Origin of the sequence: Acuticoccus sediminis (assembly GCF_003258595.1) — a bacterium.
Taxonomy (GTDB): Bacteria; Pseudomonadota; Alphaproteobacteria; order Rhizobiales; family Amorphaceae; genus Acuticoccus; species Acuticoccus sediminis.
This window is the reverse complement of record NZ_QHHQ01000007.1, coordinates 248,174-260,728: the sequence shown is the minus strand read 5'-3', so window position 1 is coordinate 260,728 and position 12,555 is coordinate 248,174. Positions and strand designations below refer to the sequence as shown.

General features: G+C 69.1%; 9 protein-coding genes. 4 read left to right on the top strand and 5 right to left on the bottom strand.

Annotated elements, in window-relative coordinates; genetic code table 11:
- Positions 1 to 2: 2 nt before the first annotated feature.
- Positions 3 to 989 carry a UDP-glucose 4-epimerase GalE gene (gene galE / locus DLJ53_RS26945; protein ID WP_111351176.1) on the bottom strand — a complete coding sequence of 329 codons (987 nt, stop codon included), beginning with the start codon at positions 987 to 989 and terminating at the stop codon, positions 3 to 5.
- Between the two features lie 682 nt (positions 990 to 1,671).
- On the opposite strand from galE, the gene DLJ53_RS26940 reads away from it, so the two are divergent.
- Positions 1,672 to 3,150 (top strand): oligosaccharide flippase family protein, encoded by a 1,479-nt coding sequence (locus tag DLJ53_RS26940; RefSeq protein ID WP_111351175.1) that lies wholly within the window; start codon positions 1,672 to 1,674, stop codon positions 3,148 to 3,150.
- A 40-nt stretch (positions 3,151 to 3,190) separates the two neighbouring features.
- Here DLJ53_RS26940 and DLJ53_RS26935 read toward each other — a convergent pair whose 3' ends face one another.
- The 4 genes from DLJ53_RS26935 to DLJ53_RS26920 all read right to left on the bottom strand — a co-directional run bounded on the left by DLJ53_RS26935 (position 3,191) and on the right by DLJ53_RS26920 (position 9,087).
- On the bottom strand, positions 3,191 to 4,684 hold the full coding sequence (locus tag DLJ53_RS26935) for an HAD family hydrolase (RefSeq protein ID WP_162409581.1): 1,494 nt from the start codon (positions 4,682 to 4,684) through the stop codon (positions 3,191 to 3,193).
- Positions 4,685 to 4,786: 102 nt separating this feature from the next.
- A complete protein-coding gene (locus DLJ53_RS26930; protein ID WP_111351171.1) occupies positions 4,787 to 5,815 on the bottom strand; it encodes a glycosyltransferase family 8 protein in 1,029 nt (342 codons plus the stop codon).
- A gap of 11 nt (positions 5,816 to 5,826) precedes the next feature.
- Positions 5,827 to 7,572 carry a glycosyltransferase family protein gene (locus tag DLJ53_RS26925; RefSeq protein ID WP_111351170.1) on the bottom strand — a complete coding sequence of 582 codons (1,746 nt, stop codon included), beginning with the start codon at positions 7,570 to 7,572 and terminating at the stop codon, positions 5,827 to 5,829.
- 741 nt (positions 7,573 to 8,313) lie between these two features.
- Positions 8,314 to 9,087, bottom strand: coding sequence for a Crp/Fnr family transcriptional regulator (locus DLJ53_RS26920; protein WP_111351168.1), 774 nt, complete (start codon positions 9,085 to 9,087; stop codon positions 8,314 to 8,316).
- Positions 9,088 to 9,247: 160 nt separating this feature from the next.
- Between DLJ53_RS26920 and DLJ53_RS26915 the strand changes: the two genes are divergently transcribed.
- The 3 genes from DLJ53_RS26915 to DLJ53_RS26905 all read left to right on the top strand — a co-directional run bounded on the left by DLJ53_RS26915 (position 9,248) and on the right by DLJ53_RS26905 (position 12,476).
- Complete coding sequence (locus DLJ53_RS26915) at positions 9,248 to 9,502, top strand: hypothetical protein (protein WP_162409579.1); 255 nt, start codon at positions 9,248 to 9,250, stop codon at positions 9,500 to 9,502.
- Positions 9,503 to 10,860: 1,358 nt separating this feature from the next.
- The gene (locus DLJ53_RS26910) at positions 10,861 to 11,382 is read left to right on the top strand and encodes a hypothetical protein (RefSeq protein WP_111351167.1); all 522 of its coding nucleotides are present in this window, start codon (positions 10,861 to 10,863) and stop codon (positions 11,380 to 11,382) included.
- Positions 11,379 to 12,476, top strand: coding sequence for a glycosyltransferase (locus tag DLJ53_RS26905; RefSeq protein ID WP_111351165.1), 1,098 nt, complete (start codon positions 11,379 to 11,381; stop codon positions 12,474 to 12,476). Before DLJ53_RS26910 ends, DLJ53_RS26905 begins: the two co-directional genes overlap by 4 nt.
- Positions 12,477 to 12,555: the final 79 nt, after the last annotated feature.

The window sequence follows — 12,555 nt, the reverse complement described above, 5'->3', positions numbered from 1 at the left end:
CGTCACGCCCGGCGGGGGTCCATGTTGCCGTGGTTGACGAGGAAGCGCCACGCGCTCTCGATCATGTCGTCCAGCGTGAGCGAGGCGGTGAAGCCGAGGGCGGCGTGGGCGCGCGCCGGGTCGGCCACGAGCTCGGGCGGGTCGCCCGGGCGACGCGCTGCTTCGATGGCGACGACGGGCCGGCCGCAGATCCGGCGCACCGCGTCGATCACCTCGAGCACGCTCGAGCCGGAGCCGGTCCCGAGATTGTAGGCCGCGAACTGCCCCGGCTCGACCCGTTGCAGCGCCTGGACATGGGCCGCCGCGAGGTCGGCGACATGGATGTAGTCGCGCACGCATGTTCCGTCGCGCGTCGGGTAGTCGCGACCGAAGATCTTGATGTCCGGCCGCAATCCGGCGGCGGCGTGCAGCACGAGCGGGATGAGATGCGTCTCGGGCTCGTGCGCCTCGCCGATCTCGCCGTCCTCATCGGCGCCGGCGGCGTTGAAGTAGCGCAGGGCGACGCCGCCCAGCCCCCATACCGCGCTGTCCGCGATCATCCGCTCGGCGGTGTTCTTCGACTGGCCGTAGGGGCTGATCGGGAGTGCCGGCGTGTCCTCGCCCAGTGCGCTGCTGCGCCCCGCCATGCCGTAGATCGCGCAGGTCGAGGAGAACACGATCCGCGTGATGCCGCGCGCGCGCATCGCCACCAGCAGCCGGTGCGTTCCGACGACGTTGACGGCGTAGTACGCCAGCGGATCGGACGTGGATGCGCCGACGTCGGAGAGCGCCGCGAAGTGCATCACCGCCTCGATGCGGTGCTTGTCCATGACCGCCGTGAGACGCGTCAGGTCGGTGATGTCGCCGTGCTCGAACGGTCCGTATCGGACCGCCCAGCGGTTGCCCGTGGCGAGGTTGTCGTAGACCACCGGCACATGGCCGGCGGCGGCGAGCGCCTTCGCGCAGTGCGAACCGACGTACCCGGCCCCACCCGTGACGAGGACCTGCATCTCAGGATCTCGCCAGTCGCACACCGGACGAACCCCGTCCCGCCGGCGCGTCCGGCGAGGCGCGGCGGTCCCCGCGCCCCGTGCTCAATGCGAGACCGGTCCGAAGGGATGACATTCGACGATGCCGGGATGGGCCTTGCGTGAGGGCGGGTTGGATCATCGCGCGTGTTCCCTGCTGGCTGCCGGCGTCATGCAGTCGCAACGGGATCGAAACGGCCGCGCGCAGGACGCGTCCTTCGCGAGCGGCCGGCGGCCCGTCGGTGAAGCGGACGAACTGTCGCGACACTCGGGCGGCTTGGCAAAACGTCCAATGGCGCAGGAGGCGGCCGCCGAACCTCGCGGTTCGGACACCCCCTCCGCAGGATGGATGATCGGGCGGGACCATCGACCGCCGTCCGGGCGCGACGGGCGCCCATCGGATGGCGTCCACGGCCGGGGATGCCCTGCCACCGCGCCGCACGGCTGCCTGCCGCCCATGCACCCGATCGACGTAGCCCGGTCCGGCGAGCCGCACCCGATCGGACAGGTTCGCGGCCAGCCCCAAGCCGCCTAGCCTTCGCCGAACGGGCTCCTCGGCAGCGACGGGGCGACGCGCCATCCGGGACGCCGTCGTCGGCCGGCCCGCGCCCTCTTTCCTGTCCCGGTCGACATGGTCCGGGCGAGCAGCCGGGACTTCTCGAGCATGAGTCTGATCCGTCGCGGTATCCTGGCCTCGGCTGCCGACAAGTATCTCTCCCAGGCGATCGCGGTCGCGACGCTCGCGGTGATGTCCCGCATCCTCACCCCGCGCGAGATCGGCCTCTACATGCTCGCGAACACGGTCATTCTCCTGTCCGAGAACCTCCGCATGTTCGGGGTCGGGATCTTCATCGTCCAGGAGCCGAGGCTTGAACGGACGACCCTGCGGTCGGCGTTCACGATCTACCTGATCCTCTCGCTCGGCGTCGCGCTGTGCATCAATCTCGGCGCGGGACTGATCTCGGCCTTCTTCCACGAGTCGGAGCTGGCGCCGCTGCTGTCGCTGGCGTCGATCGCGTTCCTGATCGCGCCCTTCGGCAACCCGATCCTCGCCCTCCTGCAGCGCGACCTCTCCTTCGCGCGGCTCGCCGTTCTGAACATCGCGATGGCGGTCGTGAACGCGGCGGTCACGATCGGGCTGGGGTGGGCCGGCTTCGGGCCGGTCAGCTACGTCTGGGGCTTCATCGCCGCGACGGCGACACTGACGCTGGGCGCTGTCCTCTGCCGGCCGGAGCTCTGGATCTTCCGGCCGACCCTGTCGGATGCGCGGCGGATCCTCTCCTTCGGCATCATCTCCTCGACCGTGACGGTCCTCAACATGGCCTATGACCTGCTGCCGCGCCTCGCCCTCGGCCGGATCCTCGGGATCGACGCCGTCGGCGTCTATGCGCGCTCGGTGACGATCTGCCAGATCCCCGAGCGGGTCATCGTCTCCGCGCTTCAGCCGGTCGTCCTCCCCGCCATGGCCGCGGAGGTCCGGGCTGGCGGCGACCTCAAGGCGAGCTATCTGCGCGGGCATGCGCTGATGTCGTCCATCCAGTGGCCGACCCTCGTCATGCTCGCCCTGCTGGCCGACCCCGTGGTGCGGATCCTCCTCGGGTCGCAATGGGGCGAGGCGGTCCCGCTGGTGCGCCTGATCGCGGTGGCCACGATGGCGCTGGCGCCGGCCTTCATGACCTTCCCCGTGCTCGTCAGCGTCGGCCGCATCCGCAGCACGCTCTGGGCCACGCTGATATCGCTGCCCCCGTCCGCGGCCATCGTGATCTTCGCCTCGACGATCGGCCTCCAGGCCGTCGCCGCGAGCCTTCTGGTGATCGCCCCGCTGCAGATGCTGGTGGCGCTCGCCTTCGTGCGCCAGGCGCTCGGCCTGACGATGCGTGAGCTCGCGGCCGCGTCGCGCAAGAGCGCCGTCCTGACCTTCGGCACCGGCGCCCTGCCGGCCCTCGTCATCCTCCTGTCCCCGGACGGGTTCGCCCTCGGCATCGTCGAGACGGCCATCGCCGTCGCGGGGGGCGCGGCGGGCTGGCTGGCCGCGGTGATCCTCACCGGCCACCCGATCAGGGCCGAGGTGATCGCCGTCTATGCCATGCTCGACGGCGCGCTCCACCACTGGCGCTCCACTCGGCGCAGGTTCGCCGAATAGAACGACGGCGGCTTCTCGTGGTGGTGCGGCTGGCCGTCGGTCAGCGCCGCCGGGCGATCCAGGACGCCTGTCCTGCCAGTGCGGACAGTTCCTTGCGGGCCCTGAAGGCCATGAGGCCGAACAGCGCCAGTGTCGGCCAGGCGAGCAGCGCCTGAACGCCGGATATCCCGGCGACGAGGGCCGCCAGGATCGCGAAGAAGACCAGCCGGATCGTGTGCAGGGGAAGCGTCCACGGCTCGAGCACGGCTGCCGCTCCGCCGCCCGACCGGGAGGGCGCCACCGGCTGTCCGGGCAGGCGATAGACGAAGTAGGGAATCCACTTCTCGACCACGTAGGCGCCGATCGCGGCCACCGCGACGGGAACGGCCGGGAGCACGGCCGCGAACGCCGCGCCTCTCGCAAACTGCAGGGCCGCGAACGGCCAGACCCGGGTGGCCTTGTCGACCCGGTTGAAGACCAGGAAGACGATGTACGTCGCCGCCAGCGCGGCGGACCATAACGCGGCGCCCTGCACGAACGAGCCCCCCGGCGGGAGCGTCAGCGCGATCCCGCCCAGCCCGCAGATCGCAGCCCACAGCCAGGGCGCCGCGGTCCGGCGTGCCAGCTCGCTGCGGTGAAAGCCGGCGCTGAGGCGAGGGTTGTCCTCGTGCCGCGCCCCCACGAGGTCGTTGTCGACATAGCCCTGCTCGTACACCGCCCAGAACGAGACGAGGAGGAGGAAGAGCCCGGCCAGATGAAGCACCGGCGCGCCCGCCAGCGGCAGCGAGCACAGGATCCAGATCAGGAAGTCGTCCTGCAGGATGTTGCGGCGGATGTACGACGTCCCGGGCCGCTTGACCGAGCTCAGGTAGCGGCCGGGATAGTAGACGGCGGAAAACGCGGGCCGGTAACGCGCCGCCGGCCATATCGTCCTCGCCCCCCGCGCCGCCCTGTCGAGAAGCGGCAGGTCGTCGACGGAGTCGGTGACGACGAGGCTGGCGCCGACGCACGGCCCGCCGAGGTCGCGAAGCGCCATGTGCAGCTTGCCCGTGCGGCGATCCGCCGGGACGAAGGGGCGCGCAGAGACGACCGGCGTTCCGGCAAGACCGAGTTCCGCCGCCAGCGGCAGCACCACCGGGCGGAACCCGGCGGTGACGATCGCCAGCGGCCCCGCGCGCGACCGCGCCTCGTCGACGAGGTCGGCGTTCGCGAACTCCGCGCTCAGGGCCCGCGCCCGCCGCCTCCACAGGACCATCGTCCAGGGGAACAGGGCCATCGTGGTCCCGATCCGCCAGTTGTCCCGTGTCGCCTCCCCGCCGATCCAGCGCCACGGTTTCACCGTCTCGACGACCCGAAGGACGGCATAGGCGGCGAACCCGGGCCACGCGGTGTCGATGAAGTCCTCCGTCGAATTGCGCAGGTACAGCGTCTCGTCGAGGTCGAGCAGGACCGGGCCGTCGAAACTGCGGACGAGCCGAAGCGCCTCGGCGGGGGACGTGTCGTGGCGCGATCCGCAGGCGACCAGACTTTCGGGAACGATCGTGCTGTCGTGCAAACCCCTGGCTCCTCTCCCGCTGCGTCCGGGGACCGACACCTCGCCACCCTCTCCTGCCGCCCGTCCCGTTCAGAGCCTCGACGGCTGGTGTCCGGGCAGGCCCTAGTTGCCCTTGGCTCCGGTCCTCAGACCAGCGCCCGCCGGCGACCCGGTCACGACCGCGCCCGACCGCTCCAGAATCCGCCGTGCCTTGAAGAGGAGCTGCAGATAATCGAGGTCGAAATGCCGTGCCAGGACGGCCCCGGCGTGATGCTCGAGGGCCTGAACGGAGGTCCGGCATGCTGGCCCCTGCCCTCGCCAGGCGGTCTTCTCCAGATGCTTGAAATAGACGCCCTTCTTCGCCGTTCGCGACCGGAAAAGCCACGGCTTCTCTGAGCCGGTGAAGTGGATGATCCCGGGGTCGCGCCGCGCCTCGCGCGTCGCGGCATAGTCGTCCGGCAGGGCCTTCCTGCCCGTGTAGTACATTCTCGACTGAAGGTTCCAGCGCGGGTCCAGCAGCGTGATCCTGCCCGCCAGCACCGCGTTGATCGCGTCCTGATCGAAGAAGGGCAGTTTCGAGCCCATCCGGCGCACGAAGTCGATGAATGTCCAGGCCATCCCTTCGGCCCGCCACCGGTCGATGTCGATGACGAGGACGCCGGAATTGACGTAGACCGCGTCACGCGGGATGCCGAGGCCGTCGCGATGCTCGTCGGACATGAACTCGGGAAGGCGCGGATAGTCCGGCGCCGCCGCGAGGAGGTTCGCCCCCAGATCGGCCGTCCAGAGCGGCGAGATGTCGTCCATGACGACGAGGTCGCAGTCGAGGTAGACGACCCGTCTGACATGCTGCGGCAGGATCTCGGAGGCGATGAGCCGCAGGTAGCACTCCTTGGAGATGAACCCGTCGACGAAGAAGTCGCCGATGACGCTCCCGTCGGCGAGATAGACATGCAGCCCGATGCCGGGCCAGGCGGCGAGCGTCCGCTCCAGCATGTCCCGGCGCACCGGATCCTCGTCGCAGGTGATGACGTGCAGCCGCAAAGGCCGCCCCCGGTTGTGCTCGACCAGGGAGACGGCCGCGACGGCGAGATGCTGGTAGTAGCCCGGGTTCGCGCAGAACAGCACGTCGATCGGCTCAGTGTCGGCCATCTTCGGTCCTCTCAGGCATGTCGCAACTTCCGAAAGCGGGCCTGGGCCCGGCGGCTCAGCCACTCGGGCGACAGGTAGCGGAGCGACGACTTCAGGTCGGAGTGAACGAGGCGCCTTCGCCGCGCCAGATCGAGCAGCGTCGCCGCCCGGTGCGAGAGCGGCATCGCCCGGATTTCGAGTTCCTGGATGACGCCCAGCCGGTCCTCGAAGCCCGCGCAGGCGATCGGGTTCCCGAAGGCGAAGGGCTGGAAGACGTCCACGTCATCGAGACCGGGCCGCTGGACCTCGGTCCACTCCGGCACCCGCTGTGGGAGGTCGAGGCTCCGCTCGTAGATTGCGGCGACGGCCTCTCGCCAGGGCTGATCGAAATTGGTGGCCTCGATCTCGCGCCGCGTCTGCTCGCCGATGCGGGCGCATCGTTCCGGGTCGGAGGCGAGCCCCGCCAGGATCGCATTCAGCTCCGCCCTGTCATGGGCGCGAAGGATCGACCCGTCGAAGCCGACGGAGTCCGCCCCCATCACCGCGCAGCCGGAGCCGAACGGAAAGTACGTGACCAGCGGAAGACCGTGCAGGCCCGCCTCGAACATCGACGTGTTCGAGGGAAACGGGAAGGAATCGACATAGATATCGGCCGCCTCGAGGTAGCCTTTCGTGTCCGGTGTTTCCGGCAGCACGCTGATCCGCCCCGGAGCGGAGCGCATCGCACGGGCCCAGTCGACCGTCCCGCCCGGCCCGATCACGATCAGCCGCGCCGCCGGATTGCTCTGAAGCAGCGGCAGCATCAGGTCCGGATAGCCCTGCGTGCCGAAGCTCCGGTATTTCGTCCCGCGCGCGACGCTGAGCATCACCACCGCCGTGGGATCGATCCCCAGCGCCTGCTTGGCGGCCTCTCTCGACTGGCGGCGCCCGATCCGCTCGAGACAGAGCGGCAGCAGCAGGTTGCGCTCGCTCGCGATGCCCCGCCGCGCCACGCAGAGGTCACGCCCGGAACGCCGCGTGTTCACGACAGAGTCGGCGATCCCGGCGCCGAGCCAGAACATGTGATCGGAATGATTGAGGAGGACGACGGGCGGCCTTTGCCTCAGCCCGCCGAGGGCGACGAACGGGATGATGTCCATGCTGTTCGAATGCAGCACGACGAGATCCGCCTCGTTCATCCGGTCCCGCAGCCGCCGCGCCCATTCGAGGTAGCTTCCGGGGGCATGGTTCAGCAGCGACACCGCGCCGCCGGAGCGCTCCACGGCGTCTCCGAGCGACGCCGGAACACTCCCGAACTGCCGCGTGAGCGCAACGCTGTGCCGGTTGTGGCAATCCTCCCGGATCCAGCGCCACATCATGCGGACGTGCCCGCCCACGGCGCCGACCTGGGTGGCGACGTGCAGGACCCTCAGGTTTTCCGGCCGCTGTCCGCGGCCGCCGTCTCGTCCGCGCGGATCGTCGGCCGGAAGCGCCTTCGCGCCGAGGAGATGCAGGAGCCGCTCGAGCGGCGCGCTATGGAAGACGCCGGGATGCCAGAAGACGGCGTAGGACGCGGCCGCCTGCGCCGCAGCGGCGGCGTGCGCGTACCTCCCCTGCTCCAGCAGCGCCTCGGAACGCTCCAGGAGGTGGTTGAATTCCTGCCAGTTCCGGAGGATCAGCGCCCGGCCCTCGTCGCGCCAGCCCGACAGCACGTCGCGTTCGAACTCCGGATCGACGCCGCAAGCGGGCGCTGCGGTCTCACGGCCGGACGCCCCGTCGAGATCGGCTCGCTCCGTCATCCCGGCGTGCTCCCCGTCGCCCTGGAGCCGCCGACGCTGTCGGGGGCTGGTCGGACGCCGGCGCCGCGCAGCCATGCCCCGCGGCGATCGGGGCATGCCGATGCGGAAGGCGGCGTGCGACGTCTTGGCCGCACTGCGTTCCGCAGCCGGACTTCATCGGAGGGGCAGGACATCATCGCTTGCACAAGGACCTGTCGGTGAGATTGGGACCTGTCGTCGAGATTGGACGCGGGCCGGCGTCCTGGAATGTCGCCGGTGTCGAGGCTCGCGCGCCCGGGGGACGGGGACAATGTCGCCCAAGATGCCGCCGCCACCCCACTTCGGAGGGTGGCGTTCGCCGGAATGGTCAAGTTGACCGGGTTCGCAGCCGCGCCTTCCCCCACGTCGTACCCGGCACTGATCGCGCCGACGTCTGGAACGGCGACGCCGATACCTGTGCTGTGCCGTGCCGTCCGGCGGCGTCGACCAGCCGTCGTCATTACCGGCAGGATGCCAGGAGCCTGAGCAAACGACGGACCGACGAGACAGGGGGTGCAAGCGCTGCCGCGTGCGCCGCCGCCGGGTCAGCGCCGTCGCCGGGCGGGCGCCCGACGGAACGTCCAATTGTGTATCGAGGGCGACCGAACCTGTCGTTTCGGTCAACGTCTCCGCAGGACGGATGATCGGATGAATGCATCGACCGCCGTCCGTAGGCTGACGGGTTCGATCGGATGCCCGGCCACCGCCCCGGATGCCCCGTGATCACACCTCACGGGCAATTGCCGATCGGGACGTCGGGGGCCTACGGTTCATGTAGCTCGCGTCGAACCCGGCCAGTTCCGCAAGCCCGGGCCGATCGTCGAATGTCACCTGGTTGTTCTGGAAGGTCATGAGTCCGCGCTCACGGAGGATCCGGAGACATCGGTTCATGTGGATCGCACTCATGCCGAGCGCATCGGCGAACAGGGATTGAGGCAATGGGCACTCGAAACCAACGTGCGAGCCCAACCTGACCGACTGAAGGCGCTCGCCGAGCTCGAGCATGAAGTGCGCGGTTCGCGAGAGCGTGTCGCGGCGGCCGATGTCGACGAGATGCTCGACGAGGATGGCCTCGTCGCGCGCCGCGACCCAGAGGACGGACGTCGCGAACCGGGGCGCCCGTCGAAACGTCGCAAGGAGTTCGTCCCAGGAGAATTCCGAGATCTCGACCGGTGTCTCTGCGATGCAGCTATGGTCCGACGCCTGAAGGAGCAGACCGCGCAAACCGATGAAGTCTCCCGGGATCCGCACGTCGACAATCTGCCGTGCCCCGTCGAGCAGCATCTTGTAGGTGCAGGCCCAGCCGTTCCACAGGACGAAACCGCGCTGTTCGGTATCGCCCTCGAGAACCAGTTCGTAGCGTTTCGGGTACGTTTTCCTTCGCGAGTACAAGTCGTTGAGGAACTGCGCATCCTGCTCGGAGAGCGCAACAAGCTTGCTGAGGTTCCGCTGGAGCGGAGTCTCTAACGTATCAACCGCGATCGCTTTGGCGTTCATCGAAGCCCTTGGAAAAAAGATGCAAACGCTGCCTGACTGGACAAACGGCAATCGAAAAATCCGACTTAAAAAACAAAACTATTGCCAACAAGTTTAACAGACCAATAGCGGAGAATATATATTACAAATAGCTTCAAGTTAATTTAAACACGAATGAGGCATGCAACTTGACATGAGTCAAAACCCCAGTGAGCTTGCTGGCCTCGCGGCGCTCGCCATTTGCGAGTCCCTGCTGCTGACCCTCAAGGAATCCGGCGCGTTGACCGAGGCGGCGCTTGCCGGGCTCCTCGACGATGCGGCGCGGGCGCATGAAAACATGGCCGCTGAACCCGTCGATGGCATACATCATATGCTGGTGGCCAAAATCATCCGCCAGATTGCATCTGGCAGCGACGCCGTCCGCATCCCGCGTTGACCCAACGTCCGTTCCTCCAGTGGCGTTTGCCCTCGGAATTTGCCGTCAAAGCCCTCTCTTCCGCAGAGAAAGGGCGATCGAAGCCATGCTCATCAGCCTCCCCTGAGTTCGTTCTGACTGAGCAACTTGCTCCCCGAGAATGTTTATAATCAGGCACGCCCAACGTTCATGTTAAATTCTGGACATCCATCCCGCGGATGTCGTCAGTATCGCCCGGAAGACTGCCAGATTCCCGGCGGCTTCACGCCCGCACGAACTGCCCACCCTTCCTGCCGGAACCGAGAAGAACTTCCCTGTAGTCACGACGGGCACGTGGCGCGAACGGGAGACACTTCTCCCTTTCATCTCAATTCCATAAATTCTCTTCCGCCCGAGGTGCCTGATGGCGGCAGCCGGGCAGTCGACGCTCGCGGATAGTCCCGTCGACGAGCCGCCGGGGCGGCGCACGTCCGGCGAGCGCCGCATCGTTGCCCGGGGTGCTCGAGGAGAGGCTCTGGCGTCAGGGCGATGACGAGGTGAGGACGGCGATCGCCAGGTGGACGAACGGGCCGACCGCGCGGTCCGGGCGCAAAGGTGCGGCGTCCCCGCCAAGGCGCGGTCCCGACATTCTCCGGGCAGCCGGCATGCCGGCAGACACGGGAGGCGTCCGGTCCGCAGCGTTCGACCGGAGGTGCGCGGCCGGCAACGGGCGCCGGCCGGCGAAACGCCCGGCAGAAGCACGGCAAGCACCACCACCCGTCCTAGCATGTTCTTATGGATGGAAACGCCCCGATAACCCGCCTCGCCTTGCATGAAACTCTGACGTTCAGGAACCGTCGCGAGCGGCATCCACAACGCGACCGGGGCGAGAGGCTGCGGGATGAAACGCGCGCGGGCGATGTCGCGGGCCGGTGCCTTCAGGCACCGGTCGGGGCGGCGCGACAGGGGCCCCGGCCCTCCCCGGCAGGCGGACATCCCTGCGGGGCGCCCCCCGGCGCACCCCGCGTCGCCGACAACGACCGTCGGTCCGGCGGGCGGCAGCGGGAGGACGGCGCCGGGTTGCAGGACCGGCGTGACCCGCGCGCCCCACAACGCCATCGTCCGCCAACCGACACCGCGCATCAGGCCCGGCCGGGCCTCCGCCGTCAGTCCCGTCAATACGCTCTCCCCACAACTCACGACACACTCCGGCGCCACGCGCGACACGTTGGGATAAAGAGCATTGTTCAAGGCGACGGTACTTGGCTGATCGGACGGTCCGGTCGGGGGGCCTCATCCAAAAGGTGAAGGGTTCCGCGGCGCGCGCCACCAGATTGAGCCGTTCGCCAGACGCCGCCCTCGGGCTATCCCGGTCTCATCCACGATGAGGCATCGGCTTGATGACGCGCGGATTTCCGACACTTCACGCGACCGGCGAACGGCACCGCCCGACCATGGGCCGGACGGGCCGCGACACGCTCGCGAACACCGCCATACCCGCCGGTACGCCGCAGATCCGGTTCGAAGTGCGGCTTGTCGGGGGCCGGCCTGTCCTCACCGCGATTGCCGCCGTGTCGAACTCTCTCGGAGCGGGCCTGAACCATAACAACAACGGGTCCGGCGATCGTGACGACGCCTCGACGCTGCGGCGGCGGATGGAGTTCTGGGAGGCCTCCATCCGCCTCACTCCCCTCGGCCTCGCCGTGGAACGGACGGTCGGCCGCCCCCGCCTCGAGGCTCACGCCCTCCCGGGCGCGGCCACCCTGCGCGGCGAGCGACCGACCGGCGGCGCGACCACCCCGGTCTCCGGCGGTCGGGCGCGCCACACCCGAAAAAACGTCCGCTCGCAGCGCGGCTCCTGCCGCACGCGGGCCATGAGAGGGCGCGGGACGCCGGTCTGGCGGCGAGCCGGTACGCCATGAAACCGTTGCTCATCGCCACCGAACCGATCGACTACTCGATCGCCTTCGCCAATGGCCTCGCGCAGCACTTGGCGCCGACGGTGATCGCTCCCGCGCGCCACTACCGCTCGCTGGCGGGTTGGTTCGACCCCGCCGTGACCCTCCGACTCGTCGACTGGCCGCGCACCCGGAGCGCCGCCAACCTCGCGTTCCTCTGGCGCCTTCTCCAGATGGTTCGGGGCGAACGACCCGATCTCGTCCACCTCCTCAGCAACACGGCGCTGTGGCTGAACGCGGCGGCGCCGTTGTGGCGCTCCCTGCCGCTCGTCACCACGGTCCACGACGTCACTGTCCATCCGGGCGACAGCGAGACGGCGCGACTGCCGGACTGGCCCGCGCGCCTCATCGCGCGCCAGTCCCGCGATCTCGTCGTCCATGGGGCGAGCCTGAAGCAGGCGGCGGCGGCGCGGTTCGGCAAGCCGGAGCGCAACGTTCACGTGCTGCAGCACCCGGCGATCAGGCGCTACACCGACCTCGGCGCCAGGGAGGGACTGCAGCGCTCCAGTCCGACGAGCGAGTTCCGCGTGCTGATGTTCGGTCGCATCTACGCCTACAAGGGCCTCCGGACCCTCGTGCGCGCGGAGGCGCTTCTCGCGAACCGGCTCCCGCGCCTTCGGATCGTCATCGCCGGGCGCGGCGACGACCCGCTCCAGCTGCGGGGCGAGATGGGTGTCCCGGAACGCTACGACGTCCGGCGGCGGTTCATCGACGACCGCGAGGTCGCCCAGCTCTTCCTCGACGCCGACGTCGTGGCCCTGCCCTACGACGAGGCGTCGCAGAGCGGTGTCCTCCACCTCGCCGCGGCATTCGGCAAGCCGGTCGTGGTCACCGACGTCGGCGAGCTCGCCGCGACGGTCGAACCCAACAGGATCGGCCTGATCGTGCCGCCGGGACGTCCCGACTGCTTCGGCGAGGCGATCGCCCGCCTGGCCGAGGATCGCCACCTTCTCGAAACGCTCGGCGAGAACGCCCGCGCCTGGTCGGAGGGGCCGAACGCGCCCGCCACCGTCGGCGCCGCGGCCGCCGCGCTCTACCGACAGCTGACGGCGCTCTAGTGCCCGTCGGGGCCCGAGCCGCCCGTCGCGCCGCTTCCGCACGACCCGCGACGCACCGCGGCTCGTGCGTCGGCGGCGC